The sequence below is a fragment of the Microcoleus sp. FACHB-672 genome (assembly GCF_014695725.1).
Lineage (GTDB): Bacteria > Cyanobacteriota > Cyanobacteriia > Cyanobacteriales > Oscillatoriaceae > FACHB-68.
Map to the genome: position 1 here is coordinate 1 of NZ_JACJOU010000008.1, position 18,457 is coordinate 18,457.

Below are 18,457 nucleotides of genomic sequence, written 5' to 3' on the forward strand. Positions count from 1 at the left end.
ATCAAAATAGAATATTCATTGTTTTCGCTCATGGCTTCCAGCATCCGCTCAACTAATGCCCCAACGGGTGAAGTCATGCCGGCGTGAAATCGGGGGTTTTGCCGCAATATTGCAGATAGTAATGTAGAACCTGAACGTGGCAATCCGGAAATAAAGTGTATTTTGTCAAGCGTCATATTTATTTTTTTTAGTCAATAATCTCAACTTAATCCTTACCCCAATTTTTCCTAAGCCAGAAGACTCAAACGCGGTAGCAACCCTCCCAGAAGTTAATTGTTTCCTTCTGCATTGCAAGTAAACGTTAACCTGGAACGAAAACAGTGCCGGCAGAAAAGTCGTGTCCCTAAAGTGAAAATAAATGCAGGATAGTTCAGTGTTCCCATAATATGAGATGCACTAACTCCCAAGACTCCTCGAAAATTTGATTCCCCCAACTGCTTCATCCAATCGGATAATCTCTTTCTTCTTTTCCAGAGCTAGGGGAGATGCAACGGCTCAAGCTCACGAACTAAGAAGTCTTGGTAATGCTCTATTGTGCCTTTGTGTCTGTCCTATCCGTTACAATGTTCAGACACTTAAGTAAGTCTTGCATAAAATTGCCGGCTTCAAGAGCAAGTTTTACGTTATTTAATCTAATTAATATAAATTTTTAGCTTTTCACTAAATTCTTGTTTCTTTGAGTTAGCAAAAAAACTGTGAAGATTTATTGCTTGTGCCGGTTAAGCTGCCCTTTCAGTTAAATTTTCTCGTTCACGCTATGGGGTTTCAATTTTGCAGCAATTTTGATCACTTCCTATTTTGATATAGATCACTTTTATTTTGAGATCTATATCACACTTCAGTTTTTTATAAAAGCTTAAGTTAGGCCAATTTGCTTTTTTAAATCTCAGATGGCTCCGTGCGATAGGCGAAGTAACCTTTTCTTAGGAGTTGCCGATAACCTGGGAAGTTTAATAGGCAGCGCTGTCTTTCTGTTGCCGGCATCCTTTGCTATATAAGCTTGATTAGAAGAGGCCGGCCTCTTCCTAAAGCTAGAACAAGGCAATAGGACGTTAAACTAACAATAAACAGGGAATTAATATAAATACAAAGCAGTAATATAAACAAACAATAATTGAATTTTTCAATAAAATTGATATTTGCGAATAGCTTAATACTTCGTTTCTATATGAAGCAAACAAGAGTTGATATTTAAGTAGCTTTTATTAAATACATTGATTTATCTTGGAAATCATAGAATGTAAGGTTTTATAAAAAACACAAATTTTATCCTATTTTTTATAAAATAATTTTGTGCCGACATAAAAGCTTTTACTACTGAATAAATATTTATGCCGATGTTTCTCCAAAACTCACTCTATACAGCCTGGAAGCAATAAAAACCCTCTGGAGCGAGATTTAGGTAAAAATCAGCATAATTTAGTGCCGATAGAAAATAATTCAGTATTTATACTTATTGAATCAGTAAAAAGGCTGCTTGTATTCTGCAAATAGAGCTTTAAACTAAATAAGGTAGCTTAGTGCTAGTTGTGTTCAATCAACTATAAAAATAAAAACCGAGCCGACGCGACACTAAACTTTCAGACTCTAATCCTGGATAGCCTGAGTGCCAGGGATCAATAAGGGAGGAGATAAAAGGTTCTACAGTTTTTTAGCTGAAGTGATACAGACAGCAGAAACTTGGGAAGGCTAAAGCATAAACTTCTGTAAAACCTATGCGCGGACATCAGCAGAGGCAGAACATTGAACTAACCCTTTCAGCGCAGGAGTGATTCAGTTTACTCACTTAGGGAGACTAACCCGCTGGGGGTAAACACGCCGGCATCTATAGACTCTTATATTCAGGCTATCGCCTTGGCCAAACTCGACTCAGTAGTTTGCATCTCAAAGCTTTATTCATCAATCAGAAGTAGTGCCCAATGACACAATCTAATCGTCCCCCCGTTCCGCCCCCACCTGGTGTACCCCGCGTTCCTCCGATGCCACCCCCACCTGGCCGGCCCCCAGCACCTCCGGCTAGTATGACAACAGGGACGGCAGCAGCCGGCACGACTCAGCGTCAGTCTTCACAAACAATGACAATGCCGGCAGCACCTCCGCCGGTAGCGCCTCCGCCGGCAGCCCCTCCAGCAGCCACGAACCCGGCTCAACAAACCCGCCCACCAGCGGCAGCAGCAGCGGCAACTCCGAAATTCTCAGCATCCGGTGGGGCGCAACCAACTTTAAGGGCAATGGTTGCGGTCGCTAACGAAAAAGGGTGTTCTGATATTCACTTAGGCGTCAATGAAGCCCCTCGTTTCCGCAGTCGAGGCGACATCGTACCCACCGAGTGGCCCGTAACCGATTTAGATACGTTTATGGGTTGGCTACAGGAAGTGCTCACGGATGACGAAATCCGGCAGTTTCAAGAGCACCTAGACTTTGACGGCGCAGCAGATTTAGGCTTTGTCCGCATCCGGATTAATATTTTTGATAGTTTAGCCGGCCCAGCGATGGTGTTGCGCTTGATTGGAACGCAGATCATGACAATGGAGCAGCTAAAACTGCCGCCGGTGTTCAAGGATCTGTGCCACTATCATAAAGGGTTACTTTTGGTAACAGGGCCAACGGGTTCCGGTAAGTCCACCACAATGGCAGCCATGATGGATTACATCAATAAAAACATGGCTAAACACATCATCACCATTGAAGACCCGGTTGAATTTGTCCATGTCAGCCAAAAATGCTTGATCAAGCACCGAGAAGTAGGCCGGCACACCTTAGAATTTAAAAACGCCCTGAAAGCCGCTTTGCGGGAAGACCCGGATATGATGCTGGTGGGGGAAATTCGAGATCAAGAAACCATTAATATTGCCCTGAAAGCCGCTTCAACGGGTCACTTAGTGGCAGGAACCCTGCACACAAACAGCGCTATTAAAACCATTGAGCGGATTATGGGGATGTTCCCTCCTGCTGAACAGCCGGCAATGCGGGTGTCTCTGGCAGAATCTCTCGTGGCAATTATCGCTCAAGGTTTGTGCAAAACCACAGACGGCAAGCGGGCGGCTTATCACGACATTATGATCGCCACCGATGCGATTAAAGAATATATCATCAAAGGTGAAATGGAGGAAATCAATCAAGTGATGCTGAAGTCCGAGTTCGATGGCATGATCACCATGAACAAGGCACTATTTAACCTTTATCAAGAAGGTCGCATCAGTGAGGAAATTGCCTTGGAAATGTCGCCTACTCCGAATGAAATGGCACAGTTCCTGCGAGGACGTATCTAAAGAAGGATGAAAACTTTAGATATTTGAGCGAAAATGACTTAGGGATCACGAAGAGAAGCATAAAAGATAGAAATATTTATACTTCCTGTTGGCTCCTTCACCCCGGATTCACTAAAAAATTTATACGCTCACCAGTGTTTTGAGTGCTGAGTTCTGTTTTTATGAATTATAGAGCGAAGTTTAAAGAGACTAAGAACTCAGCAGCTTCTCTCCCCCAAGTGTTTAAAGGCATTGCCTTGTTTACACCTGGGGGAGATTTGATTTATTGCATTGATCCGAGTAAGCACAGCCGGTGGCACCTACATTTGTGTGCAGCGCTTCAGGAAAGGCTGGGTTTGCCAGAGCCACCCCATTTTTTGGTGCCAGGATATACGGCAACAATTGACCGCTGGATTGATCCTTACACTCAGCAGCTCAGGATTTCGGCTGAGGCTCATGCGCCGGTTTTACGGCATCAAGCACTACTGAATGCAGTTTTTAATACAGGTGATTTGGTTTGGCAAGCTGCGCCGTGGCTAGAGCAGTTGTGCAATCCGATGGTATTGGCAACCTATCGCTCCCAGTTTCCCCAGCTTTGGGAAGAACGTGACCTCGTGATGCGTGTTGAGCGCACCGGCATCGATGTTCCTGCCTCTGCAGAGCCGGTGATCTTCGTACCAGAGCGAGTAGAAACGAAAGGCTATATTTTGCGCCTATTTGTTGGTAAAAATAAGGCCGCAACCGAACGCACTCTGGAGCGGCTGCACCAGCTTTTAGAACGGGCGATTAGCTGTCCTTACACGCTGAAAGTCATTGATATTTTTAAACATCCAGAGCAAGCAGAAGCCGATCAAGTCTCTGCAACGCCCACTCTGGTTAAAGTGTGGCCGCGACCTGTTCGGCGGATTGTCGGTGAGTTAGAGAATGCCGGCGAAATTTTGCGAGTTTTAGGCAGCTTGGATAGCTAGGCGCTCACAAATAAAGCTTGGGGGAAACAGGCCGGTAAAGCAGTTAATTAGTAAATTTCAGAAGATGGCAGTTCAGCAAGATCATGACTCCTGTTTTACCAAATTTGCCTGCTTTGCTTCTACCATCATTCGCACCACATCCTGCATCTTGTATTTCGCCTGCCAACCTAGCTGTTCCCGCGCCTTTGCTGGATGGCCTCTACCGACTGCAATATCCGTGGGCCGGTAAAAACCGGCATCAATGACGACATAATCGTGCCAATCTAAGCCCACACAAGCAAAAGCTGCCGCTACAAAGTCTTCTAACTTATTACTCTCACCTGTTGCAATCACATAATCATCAGGCTTTTCCTGTTGCAACATTAAGTACATCGCCTCAACATATTCTGGTGCCCAACCCCAGTCCCGCCGAACTGAAATATCACCCAGACGCAACTTCTCTTGACTGCCTTGAGCGATCGCGCAAGCACCGGCTACAATCTTTTGCGTGACGAAGCGCCCTGGCCGCAACGGAGATTCGTGGTTGAAGAGGATGCCAGAACAGGCAAATAAACCGTACGCTTCGCGATAGTTCGCCACTTCCCAAAACGCCGCTGCCTTTGCCACAGCATAGGGGCTTCGGGGACGAAAGGGCGTGGTTTCGTTGGCTGAGGCATCGCGAGTATCCCCAAAACACTCACTGGAGCCGGCATTGTAAATTTTAATCGGTGCGCCGGTGAAGCGAAGCGCCTCTAGTAAATTTAGGGTGCCGGTGGTAATACTTTCCAGCGTCTCCACCGGCTGTTCAAAAGATAGCCCCACCGAACTCTGCCCTGCCAGATTGTAAACCTCATCCGGCTGAATTTTCCTTAGCACCTGCAACACACTGCGGAAATCAGTCAGAGACATTGACTCTAATTTCACCTGTTCCCGAATGCCCAAGCGCACTAAATTCCCAAAGGAAGACATTTGGGCATCCCGTGACGTGCCGCAGACAATATAACCTTTCTCCAGAAGTAACTTAGCTAGATATGCCCCATCCTGACCCGATATCCCACAAATTAGCGCTTTTTTCATATTGCTGATCCTCTATAAAGTCTTCCTTCAATAAATATGATGAAGGCAAAAGACACAGTTGTGCCTTTTGCCTTTTCACCGATATTCAATCGGCATCTTTTTAAGAGGCAGAGTTTCCCGTTTGCTGAGCTAGCCAATTTAAAATGAACGAATTCACAATCTCTGGTCGTTCATCATGGGGACAATGGCCGGTGTTGGGAATCGAGACAAATTCTATCGGTTGAGTCTGACTTAATTCTTGATAAATGCGTGAGCCTGAGATCGGTGTCCAGGGGTCATTTGCTCCCCATAAAACGAGCAACGGTTGCTTGACTTGTGGCAGCAACTCGGATGGCTCCGGGCCGGCAGGTGCTGCGAGAATTGAGGCAAACACACGCTGAGCACCTGGATCGCAGGAAGGTTCATAAATCAAATCGATCAGTTCGTCGGTAACGGCGTCATGATTGCAATAAACTTGTTGCAGTGTGCGACGCAGACGATTTTTTTGGCGGATGCGGTTAAATAAAAACGGCCCTATAACCGGCGAGGTGACTAATTTGGTAAAGATCCCCATCACGGTTCGCAAGGGCAAATTTAGTTCGTGAGGTCGATGATTTAGCCCACCGGCACAGTTAATCAAAATGCCGGCGGCGGCAATTTCTGGATGATTGGCAACCACCATCAAACTCAGCAGTGCACCAATGGAATTGCCCACAAAGACTGCCGATTCCTGAATTTGTGATTCCCAGAAATCCTTCAGCATTTCTTGCCAAAGTTCAAGCGAGTAATCGAGTGCCGGCTTATCTGAAGCACCAAATCCTAACAGATCCAAGGCAAATACTCGGTAGCCGCCGGCAGCGAGTGCGGGAATGTTGTTACGCCAGTGGCCAATTGAGGCTCCAAAGCCATGAATCAACACCAGGGGGCGACCTGCGCCCATCACGGTGTATTTGATTTTATGGCCCTGCCAAGTCCAAGTGAGCCTTTCAAACGTTGATGCCGGTGTTAGCTGTTGTGTTGTCACGGTCGTTTTATGAAGTTTCTTAAACTTCTTAGATCATAGTATTGTTCTTTCGCCGAACTAGAGCCGCGAAGGTAAGGAATTCGTCAAATTAACTACGCTGAACCTTTATCACATAGAAGCAAATTAATCAAGATAGTCTTGCTTTCAATGGCTCAGTTTGCTGTAGTTGCCGGCCTAAACCGCTTTTAAGAGTTCAAAAGCTCAGCGGATTCTTACAAATCCAGCCTTTTCAATCAGCTCTTGACCTTGAGGCGTTAGCAGTAAATTGGCGTAGGCTTCACCGGCTTGTTGATCAATTTGACCGTTCTGTTTAATTACCACCAACAAGCGACGGGTAATCGGATACTCACCACTCTGGAATACAGCCGTATTCACTTGGTTGCGCTTAGCTGGGCACTGATCAAGGGGAATAAAAGGCTCCTTATACGGAGCAATGAGCTGATTGAGGTTACGGCCCACCGGCAGCGCCTTAATCTTACACTGCGACACAACCAAAGGGGCTGAGGCTTGAAAAATCCCCCCAGGATCAGCAGCAACCTTCCGTAAAGCGTCCGTTGGAGTGGGTACTAATTCAAACCGGCCAGCGGCATCACCCTGTACCGCGTAGCGCGTAATTTTCAAGTCAGGGCCACCCACTTGGCTCCAATTGGTAATCTTGCCGCTGTCAATATCATTGACTTGGTCTACGGTTAAACCGGGTATATTCAAACTTGGGTTTACTGCAACCGCCCTGCCATCTATTGCAACTGGCACCTCTTTCAGCATAAAACCCCGTTGTTGCGCCTGTTGGTATTCCTTATCTTGAACCGGGCGAGAGGAGTGAGCAAAGGACAGTTGATTGTCTAACAGCATCCGCAGCCCTGTACCCGAACTCGGAATCGTATTGTAGGGGTGGGTGTAGCGCAAGCGAAACTGAGGCCAAACCGTTTGAATCGCGGAATCTAAATCTCGCCGAATCGGTGCCCAAGTCGTGCTGCCACCATAGCTGAAAAGTCCGCTTGGCACGTTCTGCACTTGGGCAAGTGTTTCAGGACTCGATGGTCTAACAGCAGCCGATTGATTGTTAATTGCGCGATTTTTATCAACAGCAAAGTGGTTGATCAACCACCAGAAACCAGCCCCCAATAATCCAGCAGTGATTAGCAGGGACAAAACGAGAACAGTGGTTTCCTTATTGTGAGACATGGATAGATTGCCCTACTCCCCACCGGCTTAAAAAATACTGGAAAGTAACTTGTAAATTAGGCGAAACAGTGCGGTGAGGGCGACTGCAGATAAGCCGGCCAAGGCGGCAATTGCCACTACACCCTGAAGGCCAAATCCACCTTGTAACTGGGAAACGCCCAACACAATCGCCAGCGTCACAACGGCAATAATTGGCAGATCCTTACCCTCAATCACACGGCGGGCTTGGGCAAAGATCAGACTCGCCAAGATTCCCAACCAAACAAGATAACTCACTCCCGAAATTCCGAGTGCACTACTAATGGCAATCGCCAGTAAAGCTCCCTGAAAGCCGGTAAATGCAGCTCCTCCTAACAGTTCAAAGGTTGAAAAGGAAGGCTTCGTTGGGCGTTGTAGGGGGGCTGGTGGAGACTGCTGAGCCGGCGGGGAGGCTGGCGGCGGTGTTGCGGGTGCCGGGCGGGGGGCTGTGACCTTTGTTGGCAGAGAAGTCGGCGGCATTGATGGTGGTGGGTTAAGAGAGGGTGCCGGCTGGGATTGTTGGGAAGAAAGAGCGGCAATCACCTCATCGGCTGACTGGAAGCGCCGGCTGGGAGCAGATAACAGCATCCGATCTAAAATCGTTGCCAGATGATCACTAACCCGTGCATATCCTCTCCAATTCAACTCATTACTGTAGGAATCAAATAACTCCATCGCCGACTTGCCGGTGAGCAATGTAATGCAAGTCACTGCCAAGGCGTACAGATCGGTGGAAGGAAAGACAGTGCTGCCGGCCATTTGTTCAGGCGGTGCAAACCCCATCGAATAGATGCCGGTGCTGTGCTGATGTCCGGGATCTCCCCCTGCTGCCTGCGCCACTTGCTTGACGGCACCGAAATCTAACAAATAAAGCCGGCCATTGCGAGCACGCATAATATTCGCCGGCTTGATATCTCGGTGGATGGAATGGTGTTCGTGGACAAATTTCAGCACCTTAAGGATTTCTCCCAGCACTTCCAAAATCTCGGTTTCAGAGAACTGTGCTTTCTGCGCCAGTTCCTCCTCTAAATTTTGCCCATCAATAAATTCTTGAACCAGATAAAAAAACTGGTCGGGTTTGCCCGTTTGCAAGCCGGGGACTTCCAGCGGAAAGAACGCAAACAGATCCGGAATTTGGGGGTGCCGGTTGCCCAATTCCTCTAAAACCACCGCCTCGCGCTCAAATAAACCTTGGGCGATTTGCATTTGTTGGGGAGTCAGATCGCCTGCCGGTTGAAACTGTTTGACCACACACTGACGCATCGCCGGGGTATAGCGATCACGAGCAAGAAACGCCGCCCCAAATCCTCCTTTACCCAGGAGTTTCACCGGCAGATACCGCCCGATTAAAATCAGCGGCATCCCGCAACTGGTGCAGAACTTCTGCTGCACAGTTTTAAGAATGTTGCTGTCATCAAGATCGGCAAAAGAGTTGACAGGACGGGGACAGCCGGTGCGGGTGCAGAGAATTTCCATAGCCGTCAGAAGTCAGAGTTCAGCGCTCATCGGTTATCAATCAAAAGTCAAGGGCGAAAACTTGCGAACCAATGACAAATGACTGAGGATTTGGGACAGGAGAACTTGAGCAACAACCCAGATTAACTTCCATTTGAGTTAGGAGAAGCTGTCTCTAAAGCATTTGATTCCACCGGCAGGGGCGGTATCAGATGCTTTTCTAGCCCTTGCGTGGCAAATTGGGGTAATATTTCGTGACTAAATGCCTCTGCGGCTTTTGAGCGATAGCGGTTCGGATTATAAATAACTGACAGCATGCGTTTCACCACCACCTCTTCAATGGGAGCACGGTGGATCACGCCCATCTGCAATTCCTTCTCAATCGCAGAAATCGAGACAAACGCAGCCCCTAGGCCGGCTTGCACGGCATTTTTAATTGCTTCAATCGAGTTCAATTCCATCTCGATTTTGAGCCGGCGCGTATCGATTCCGCAGCGAGAGAGAACCTGATCAATCACCTTACGAATCGTTGATTGCGAGTCAAGGGTGATAAACTGCAATTTATACAGGTCTTCTTTTTGAATCGGATCAATCTTAGTAAGCGGGTGAAAAACCGGCAAAATCAGGGCCAGCTCATCATCGGCATAAGGCACAACTTCTAAAGATTCTTGCAATTCTGGAGGAATCTCACCGCCGACAATAGCCAGATCAATTTGCCCATTGGCTACACTCCAGGCGGTGCGGCGAGTTGAGTGAACGTGCAATTGTACCGCCACATCGGGATAGCGTTGTCGGAACATCCCAATCATGCGAGGCAGAAGATAAGTCCCTGTTGTCTGAGAAGCGCCAACAATCAGGGTGCCACCTTGAAGGTTTTGCAGATCCTCAATCGCTCGACAGGTTTCCTGGCAAAGCGTCAAAATCTTTTCCCCGTAGCTGAGAAGTAGGTGCCCCGCTTCTGTCAGTTGGGCGCGCCGGCCCCCCCGATCAAACAATGGTACATCCAACTGCCGCTCTAAGTTTTGCACTTGCAGGCTGACAGCCGGCTGTGAGACATATAAGCTATCAGCGGCCCGTTTAAAACTGCCCTCAGCGGCGATTGCTTTGAGGATGCGTAACTGATCTAACGTGAAAGGAAGGTCGGACATATCGCTAAACCTGAAAGGGGAAAGGAGCCTTGAGGCAGCCAACCGATTCAACGGATGCGGACTGAGTGATTAAGTGGCCCAGTATGTTTTGGTGCTTCTAACACAACGACAGTAGCACAACAGGGTACACGTCCCTTTAAATCGTTTGTGACGATGGGGGTCAAAGTCCAAGCACAAAGAAATTAGTGGCTCAGAACAAGCCGGAATCTTTCAGCTTCAACCTCTTTCTGTTGTACTAAGATTTACCTGACTTGCAAAATATCTAGAAGTGGGTAGAACTAAACTTTTCTGAATGTATCAGGAATTAACCAACTGACCCTAACCTGTGAGTCGTGCTGATTGTATTTTATTGTGTCGATTGAGTGAGTGCGATGTCTTTTAATGGGCTAACAACGAGCCATTTGATCATGCTGGGACTGCTGCTGGGTTTTGCGATCGCTCACAGCGGTTTAGCCGGCTTGCGTCCTTGGGGAGAAAAACGCCTAGGGGCGAGGCTTTACCGCATCTTGTTCGCCCTGGTGAGCTTGCCTTTAGCCGTGGTGCTAATTGTCTATTTCTTTAACCATCGATATGACGGCTGGCAGTTGTGGCAGGTGCAGGGAGTCACAGGAGTACAACCGGCAGTATGGGTACTCTCAGCCATTTCTTTCTTTTTTCTCTACCCAGCTACCTTTAACCTGTTAGAAATCGCAGCGGTGACTAAGCCCCAAGTACACCTCTACGAAACCGGCATCATTCGCGTCACTAGGCACCCCCAGATGGTCGGACAGATCATTTGGTGTATTGCCCACACACTTTGGATCGGCACCTCTTTTACCTTAGTCACTTCCATCGGTTTGATCCTTCACCATATCTTTGGGGTGTGGCATGGAGATCGCCGGCTTGCCAGTCGTTACGGAGAAGCATTTGAAGCCGTCAAATCTCGCACTTCGATTACCCCCTTTTTGGCGATTATCCAAGGCCGGCAAACCTTTGAGTGGCGGGAGTTTGTCCGTCCGTCGTACTTAGGCGTCACCGGCTTCATCCTGCTGCTATGGTGGGCACACCCCCTGTTAATCCGAGTAACAGCCAGCACCGGCTGGTAAAATTCGCTGCAAACGTTACTAATTGAGTTGTCCAGATGATCCCAATTAGCGGTAGCATGATCCCAAAGCCGATAGTAAACAGAAATAAATCTTGAGGAATCATGCTGCTGTCAACTATTAGTGAGCGGGCGTTTACACAAGAAGTTTTAGAATCTTCCACTCCTGTTTTAGTTCATTTTTGGGCACCTTGGTGCGGTCTGTGCCGAATGATTAACCCCATATTGATGCGCTATCAAGCCGAGTGGGGCGATCACCTCAAAATTGTTGGATTTAATGCCGACGAAAGTTTAAAAGTAGCCAATACTTACCGTCTCACGACTTTGCCGACGCTTATCCTGTTTGAAGAGGGCAAAGTGCGGCATCGACTCGATGGTTTTAACGGACGAGACGATCTGCGGATGGCGCTAGAAGCGATCGCCCTCAACTACGCAAAACATTCTAAAGCCCTTTGCCTGAACCAGGCACAGGAGCGTCATCCTTATTCAGCCTAGAAAAAGTGTCTGCTCTTGTCGAGTTTCAATAACCCCACTCGGATCAAAGTCTTGGTGGGGTTTTTCTATGTAGGGGCATCGGGCATGGGGGAGAAATGTGGTGAACAGCCTATCCCATGCAATCTTCTATTTCAGCATTTCGGGCTAACTAATCTATGCCGGTGGGCAGTAGCACCTTATCCCCTCACTTATGGTAATTCACTACAAGATTGCCCTATGCCAATTTTTAAAAGTGATCTTTTTACTTGCAGCAGTCAAACAAAAATGTTAGGCGACTGTCTTTGTTGACTGAATTTTAAATCAATATAATCCCCAGTCGTAGCCGCGCACCGTATGTCACAATGTAAACAATTCTGCCAAATGAGTAAAGAAACTTAAAGTAGGCGTTCAGTGATGGAACCAATCTATCAATATGCCTGGGTGATTCCAGTCCTGCCTCTATTAGGGGCAATGGTGGTTGGCCTGGGCTTAATTTCTTTTAATGGGTTAACCAACCGTCTGCGGCAGTTGAATGCTGTGTTTATAGTCTCCTTGCTAGGAGCCGCAATGGTTTTTTCCTTCGCGCTGCTCTGGAGTCAAATTCAAGGTCATGAACCCTATCTTTATACCTTGGAATGGGCTGCAGCAGGAGATTTCCACCTGCGGATGGGCTACACGATTGACCCCCTAACCTCTCTGATGTTGGTCATCGTGACAACCGTAGCCTTTTTGGTAATGGTTTATACAGATGGCTACATGGCTCACGATGCGGGGTATGTGCGCTTCTACGCATACCTGAGCTTGTTTAGCTCCTCGATGTTGGGTCTGGTGGTTAGCCCAAATCTTGTACAAGTTTATATTTTCTGGGAACTGGTCGGTATGTGTTCGTACCTGCTGATCGGGTTCTGGTATGACCGTAAAGCGGCGGCGGATGCTTGCCAAAAGGCGTTTGTCACGAACCGCGTGGGTGACTTTGGTTTGCTGCTGGGAATTCTGGCGCTTTATTGGAGCACCGGCAGCTTTGAATTCAACGAGATCGGGGCACGATTGCAAGATTTGGTGCAGTCTGGTGCTCTGAGTGGTGGCTTGGCCGCCTTGTTTGCAATTCTGGTGTTTTTAGGGCCGGTCGCCAAATCAGCGCAATTTCCCCTGCAAGTCTGGTTGCCGGACGCAATGGAAGGGCCAACCCCCATTTCAGCTTTGATTCACGCTGCAACAATGGTGGCAGCCGGCGTCTTTTTGATCGCCCGGATGTATCCCGTGTTTGAAGGCGTGCCGGTGGCAATGGATGTGATCGCTTACACCGGCGCTTTCACAGCCTTTTTAGGGGCGACGATTGCGATTACTCAAAACGACATTAAAAAAGGCTTAGCTTACTCAACCATCTCCCAGCTCGGCTATATGGTGATGGCAATGGGAGTGGGAGCTTATGGAGCCGGCTTGTTTCATCTGATGACCCACGCTTACTTCAAAGCCATGCTGTTTCTGTGCTCTGGATCAGTGATTCACGGCATGGAAGGCGTTGTGGGTCATGATGCCGTCTTGGCGCAGGATATGCGCTTGATGGGGGGCTTGCGGAAACATATGCCGGTGACAGCCACCACCTTTTTGATTGGAACCTTGGCAATCTGTGGGATTCCTCCGTTTGCCGGCTTCTGGTCTAAGGATGAAATCCTCGGTTCTACGTTTGCCGCAAATCCCTTTCTGTGGGGCGTTGGCTGGGTAACTGCCGGCATTACCGCCTTCTATATGTTCCGGATGTATTTCTCGACATTTGAAGGGAAATTCCGGGGTAATGATCAGCAAATTCGCAACCAGTTGCTTGCAGAAAGCGGCAAAGAACTGCAGCCGGCTTTTGGCCCTGGTGCGATGGATCCCAAGGAATTGGAACATGGCAGCGATCCTCATGCCCATCATGGTCATAGTGAATTTCCTCACGAGTCACCGTTGACGATGACATTCCCCTTGATGGCGCTGGCAGTGCCTTCTGTCCTGATTGGTTTGCTAGGGACTCCCTTTGCAAATTACTTTGAGGAGTTTATCCATCCTCCAACTGTCATGGCGGCTGTGGAAGCCTTGCATGGAACACCGGCACTGGAACACGCAGAGGAATTCAATTTAAACGAATTCCTGATCATGGGCGGCAGTTCGGTCGGGATTGCTTTGATTGGCATCACCCTCGCTTCTTTGATGTATCTGAGTCGCAAGATTGATCCGGCAGCAATCGCCAAGACAATCCAACCACTCTACAAGCTGTCGCTTAATAAGTGGTATTTCGATAACATCTATGATTTCCTCTTCGTCAAAGGTAGCCGCCGGTTAGCGCGGCAAGTGATGGAAGTGGACTATCGGGTTGTTGATGGTGCTGTGAACCTGACAGGTTTAATCACCGTATTGAGTGGCGAAGGGCTGAAATACTTTGAAACAGGTCGCGCTCAATTCTATGCCCTGATTGTATTTGGGGCTGTTTTAGGAATCGTGATTGTCTTTGGAGTAAGTTGAGAGTCGGGCATGGGGAATTGGGCATAGGGCATGGTAAACAATCCAACCAATGCCCGATTCCCAATCCCACCGCTTCGCGGAGGCAAGCTAAGGATGTGGATATTGCCGCATTCTGGCTCATTACTCAATTGCCAATTAACTATTTGCAATTATGAATTTAGCTGATTTTCCCTGGCTCACATTTATCATCTTGTTTCCGATCACGGCAGCGCTGCTGATTCCTGTGATCCCGGACAAAGATGGTAAAACGGTGAGATGGTACGCCCTGATTGTGGGGCTGATTGATTTGGCCGTAACGGTTTACGCTTTCTATAGCCAGTACGATTTGAGCAATCCAGAGTTGCAACTGGTAGAAAGCTATGCTTGGGTGCCGCAACTCGATTTGAATTGGTCGGTGGGTGCGGATGGGCTGTCAATGCCGCTGATTTTGTTGACCGCCTTTATTACAACCCTGGCAATTCTCGCAGCTTGGCCGGTGACGCTGAAGCCAAAGCTGTTTTATTTCCTAATGCTGGCCATGTATGGTGGTCAAATTGCAGTGTTTGCCGTTCAGGATATGCTGCTGTTTTTCCTAGTTTGGGAACTGGAATTGGTGCCGGTTTACCTAATTCTGGCGATTTGGGGCGGCAAGAAGCGGCAATATGCGGCGACGAAGTTTATTCTCTACACGGCGGGGGGTTCGCTGTTTATCCTGTTGGCAGCCTTAACGATGGCGTTCTACGGAGATACCGTAACGTTTGATATGCGGGCGATTGCCAACAAGGATTACGCCATGAACCTGCAACTGTGGCTTTATGGGGGCTTCTTAATCGCCTACGGGGTAAAGCTGCCAATTTTTCCGCTGCACACTTGGCTGCCTGACGCCCACGGAGAGGCGACGGCACCGGCACATATGTTGCTTGCCGGCATTCTGTTGAAAATGGGCGGTTATGCGCTGTTTCGTATGAATGCCGGGATGCTTCCAGATGCTCATGCGGTGTTTGCGCCGGTGTTGGTGATTCTGGGGGTTGTCAATATTATCTATGCCGCCCTGACTTCCTTTGCCCAACGAAACCTAAAACGCAAGATTGCTTACTCTTCGATTTCCCACATGGGATTTGTTCTCATCGGGCTAGGTTCTTTCACCGACCTGGGAACGAGTGGGGCAATGCTACAAATGGTTTCCCACGGGCTAATTGGGGCGAGTCTGTTCTTTATGGTGGGAGCCACTTATGACCGAACGCACACCCTGATGCTAGATGAAATGGGGGGCGTTGGGCAGAAGATGCGGAAGGTTTTCGCCATGTGGACGGCTTGTTCTCTGGCGTCTTTAGCGCTGCCAGGGATGAGTGGTTTTGTAGCGGAGTTGATGGTATTTGTCGGCTTTGCAACGAGTGATGCCTATAGCTCAACGTTTAAGGTGATCGTGGTATTTTTGGCAGCAGTTGGGGTGATTCTAACTCCTATTTACTTGCTGTCGATGCTGCGTGAGATTTTCTACGGTCCAGAAAATAAAGAACTCGTCAGTCACGAGGTTCTGGTGGATGCGGAACCGCGAGAAGTGTTTATCATTGCTTCTCTGTTGGTGCCGATTATTGGGATTGGTTTATATCCCAAGATTCTGACTCAGGTTTATGATGCGACGATCGTACAGCTAACGGCGCGACTGCGAGATTCGGTGCCGACGCTGGCGCAGAAGCCGCATTCTAAGCCGGTGGCCCTGCAACCGGCACCATTAGCGGATCTGCCGGTGCTTGTTGCGCCGGTGATTGGCGGACGTTAGAATTTCACCCAATATATTGTGTTTGTTTGCCGGCTTCTCAGTTATTCTGAGGAGCTTTTTTTATTTGATTTGTTCCCTCTATTCTCAAAGCTTAGGCGGGTTGAGTATTTTGAAGATCGGCACGTTTTTATAGAAAGAAATTCTCATCCCAAAAAAGTTGGATGTTTTAAAGACTCGCAAGTTTTTATAGCAAAAAATTTTTAGCCTGAAAAAATAGACAATCCGCGATGGGCAAGGGGCGATATCATAGCCAACAACCTATTGCCTAGAACGGTGCATTGTTTATGTCCTTATACTTTCAACTTAAACGATGGTTAGTCGGCGATCCTTTACCGACGAGTGCTTCTGAGGAAGAACGCTTGAGTAACGCTGCCGGCTTGGCGGTGCTTGCCTCGGATGCGCTTTCCTCTGTGGCTTATGCGACTGAGGAGATTCTTTTGGTGCTGATAGCAGCCGGCAGCGCAGCGCTGACTTGGTCTTTGCCCATTGCCGGTGCGATTGTCGTGCTGCTTGTAGTGGTGGTGCTGTCCTACCAGCAAACGATTCGCGCCTATCCCAAGGGCGGTGGTTCTTATATCGTGGCGCGGGAAAATTTGGGACTGGTGCCAGGGTTGGTAGCCGCCGGCTCACTGATGATTGATTATATCTTGACGGTAACGGTCAGTATTTCTGCCGGCACGGCGGCCCTCACCTCAGCGGTTCCAACTCTCAAACCTTACACAGAATTATTGTGTCTGATTTTCATTTTCTTACTAATGGTCGCTAATCTACGAGGTGTCAGGGCATCAGGCCAATTATTTGTAATTCCCACTTACACCTTTGTCGTCTCTATTGGATTACTAATTCTTTTAGGTTTGTTTAACCAATTTACAGGTCGAATTACGAATACCGAGTCAGTGATTCAAGCAACAGAAGGCATTAGTTTATTTTTAGTTTTGCGAGCATTTTCAGCCGGCTGTGCGGCACTCACCGGCGTAGAGGCGATCTCCGATGGCATCTTAGCTTTTAAACCCCCTGAATGGAAAAATGCCCGCATTACCTTGGGCTACATGGGCGTGCTCTTGGCCTTCATGTTTATAGGCATTACTTATCTTGCCCACGCTTATCATATTGTTCCCCACGAGGGAGAAACAGCGGTTTCGCTATTGAGTCGCGAGATTTTGGGCCGTGGGCCGCTATATTACTTCTTGCAAACTACAACGCTGCTGATTTTACTATTAGCAGCAAATACTAGCTTCGCAGATTTTCCCAGGCTGTGTTATTTCCTAGCCCGCGATGGATTTTTGCCACGGCAGTTAGCGCTCTTAGGCGATCGCTTGGTGTACTCTAATGGCATCATTTTACTGAGTGTTTGTGCCGGCATTTTAGTTCTGATTTTCAGAGGAAATACTAGCGCAATCATTCCCCTTTATGCAGTTGGCGTGTTCACGTCTTTTACCCTCTCACAAGCCGGCATGGTTGTTCATTGGTTTAAAGAGCGGTCTGCCGGTTGGCAAGCCAGTGCCGTGATGAACAGTTTAGGCGCTTTAACAACGGCAGTTGTTCTCGGGGTGATTGTACTCACAAAGTTCCTTTTAGGCGCTTGGGTTGTGGTGGTGGCAATTCCAATCGTTATGGGCTTATTTTTAGCAATTCGGCGTCACTATGGATACGTGGCAAGGCGTCTGCGGTCGCGTCAGTTGCGGCCTATTCCTAACCCTAGACCGAAAGGTGCTGTTGCTTTTAATCCAGCGATTGTGTTAGTAGGAAATGTACATCGAGGATCATTAGAAGCGCTGGAATATGCCTGTAGCATTGCTGATGATATTGTGGCGATTCATGTCGATGTTGGCACGACACAGCGAGAGGAACTGTTGGAAGACTGGAAACTCCTACAAACTAATATTCAACTAATCATTTTGGATTCGCCTTACCGCAGTGCAATTTCGCCGATTGTCGAATTTGTTCGTGAATTTGAAGATCGCCATCCAGACGTTTTTTCTACAGTGATTCTTCCTACATTTGTCCCTCGTAATTGGTGGGAGGAGCTTTTGCACAATCAAACAGCTTTTTTCTTAAGAGCAGCTTTGCGCGCTAACCGCAGCGGTGTAATTGTCTCTACTGTGCGATTTTATCTGTAATGAGCTGACAAATCCAGGCTGGTTCAGGTTTGCCTGGATTTTGCCGGCAAGAGGATGGGGATAAGCCGATGATGAAATCACAAATTTCCTGCCCAAGTAGAAGTTTGGGTTTAAAAACCATTAGCAGATCTGCCGGTGGTTGTTGTGCCGGTGATTGGCGGAAGTTAGAATTTCACCCCATATATTGTTTTTGTTTGCCGGCTTCTCAGTTATTCTGAGGAGCTTTTTTTTTGGGTTTGAGACGTGTTGATTCGGCATTTTTTTTCAAAGGTTTAGGTTAGTTTTTTAACCGCAGATTAACGCAGATGATTTTTTTGCAAATACAGCAAATTCGAAGTCTATGAGGTACAGTAGCAGCAATGTGTAAACCAATTTTTGAGATGTTCGAGATTCATTAATTGAAGTGCTAGTTTAATTAAACCATCAACTCCAGA

Annotated in this window: 13 protein-coding genes; 7 read left to right on the forward strand and 6 right to left on the reverse strand. The window is 47.8% G+C overall.

What is annotated here, in order from left to right; translation table 11 throughout:
* Positions 1 to 176, reverse strand: a 176-nt coding sequence (locus H6F56_RS05450) for a sulfotransferase (protein ID WP_190665852.1), incomplete at its 3' end; no start/stop codon positions are given.
* A 1,743-nt stretch (positions 177 to 1,919) separates the two neighbouring features.
* On the opposite strand from H6F56_RS05450, the gene H6F56_RS05455 reads away from it, so the two are divergent.
* Complete coding sequence (locus tag H6F56_RS05455; RefSeq protein ID WP_190665853.1) at positions 1,920 to 3,272, forward strand: type IV pilus twitching motility protein PilT; 1,353 nt, start codon at positions 1,920 to 1,922, stop codon at positions 3,270 to 3,272.
* A gap of 161 nt (positions 3,273 to 3,433) precedes the next feature.
* Entirely contained in the window at positions 3,434 to 4,219 is a 786-nt protein-coding gene (locus H6F56_RS05460; RefSeq protein ID WP_190665854.1) for a circadian clock KaiB family protein, read from the forward strand.
* Between the two features lie 81 nt (positions 4,220 to 4,300).
* On the opposite strand, the gene H6F56_RS05465 is transcribed toward H6F56_RS05460, so the two are convergent.
* The 5 genes from H6F56_RS05465 to H6F56_RS05485 form a co-directional block, all read right to left on the reverse strand.
* A complete protein-coding gene (locus tag H6F56_RS05465) occupies positions 4,301 to 5,275 on the reverse strand; it encodes a GDP-mannose 4,6-dehydratase (RefSeq protein WP_190665855.1) in 975 nt (324 codons plus the stop codon).
* A 100-nt stretch (positions 5,276 to 5,375) separates the two neighbouring features.
* Positions 5,376 to 6,278 carry an alpha/beta fold hydrolase gene (locus H6F56_RS05470; RefSeq protein ID WP_190665856.1) on the reverse strand — a complete coding sequence of 301 codons (903 nt, stop codon included), beginning with the start codon at positions 6,276 to 6,278 and terminating at the stop codon, positions 5,376 to 5,378.
* 201 nt (positions 6,279 to 6,479) lie between these two features.
* Entirely contained in the window at positions 6,480 to 7,463 is a 984-nt protein-coding gene (locus H6F56_RS05475; RefSeq protein ID WP_190665857.1) for a substrate-binding domain-containing protein, read from the reverse strand.
* 27 nt (positions 7,464 to 7,490) lie between these two features.
* Positions 7,491 to 8,957 carry a serine/threonine-protein kinase gene (locus tag H6F56_RS05480; protein ID WP_190665858.1) on the reverse strand — a complete coding sequence of 489 codons (1,467 nt, stop codon included), beginning with the start codon at positions 8,955 to 8,957 and terminating at the stop codon, positions 7,491 to 7,493.
* Between the two features lie 122 nt (positions 8,958 to 9,079).
* Positions 9,080 to 10,084, reverse strand: coding sequence for a LysR family transcriptional regulator (locus H6F56_RS05485; protein ID WP_190665859.1), 1,005 nt, complete (start codon positions 10,082 to 10,084; stop codon positions 9,080 to 9,082).
* A gap of 371 nt (positions 10,085 to 10,455) precedes the next feature.
* Here H6F56_RS05485 and H6F56_RS05490 point away from each other — a divergent pair, with 371 nt between their 5' ends.
* The 5 genes from H6F56_RS05490 to H6F56_RS05510 all read left to right on the forward strand — a co-directional run bounded on the left by H6F56_RS05490 (position 10,456) and on the right by H6F56_RS05510 (position 18,023).
* Positions 10,456 to 11,169, forward strand: coding sequence for an NnrU family protein (locus H6F56_RS05490; RefSeq protein WP_190665860.1), 714 nt, complete (start codon positions 10,456 to 10,458; stop codon positions 11,167 to 11,169).
* A 101-nt stretch (positions 11,170 to 11,270) separates the two neighbouring features.
* The gene (locus H6F56_RS05495; RefSeq protein WP_190665861.1) at positions 11,271 to 11,660 is read left to right on the forward strand and encodes a thioredoxin family protein; all 390 of its coding nucleotides are present in this window, start codon (positions 11,271 to 11,273) and stop codon (positions 11,658 to 11,660) included.
* Between the two features lie 393 nt (positions 11,661 to 12,053).
* The gene (locus H6F56_RS05500) at positions 12,054 to 14,141 is read left to right on the forward strand and encodes an NAD(P)H-quinone oxidoreductase subunit 5 (protein ID WP_190665862.1); all 2,088 of its coding nucleotides are present in this window, start codon (positions 12,054 to 12,056) and stop codon (positions 14,139 to 14,141) included.
* Between the two features lie 151 nt (positions 14,142 to 14,292).
* Positions 14,293 to 15,903 (forward strand): NAD(P)H-quinone oxidoreductase subunit 4, encoded by a 1,611-nt coding sequence (locus H6F56_RS05505; RefSeq protein ID WP_190665863.1) that lies wholly within the window; start codon positions 14,293 to 14,295, stop codon positions 15,901 to 15,903.
* A 284-nt stretch (positions 15,904 to 16,187) separates the two neighbouring features.
* Positions 16,188 to 18,023 (forward strand): APC family permease, encoded by a 1,836-nt coding sequence (locus tag H6F56_RS05510; protein WP_190665864.1) that lies wholly within the window; start codon positions 16,188 to 16,190, stop codon positions 18,021 to 18,023.
* Positions 18,024 to 18,457: the final 434 nt, after the last annotated feature.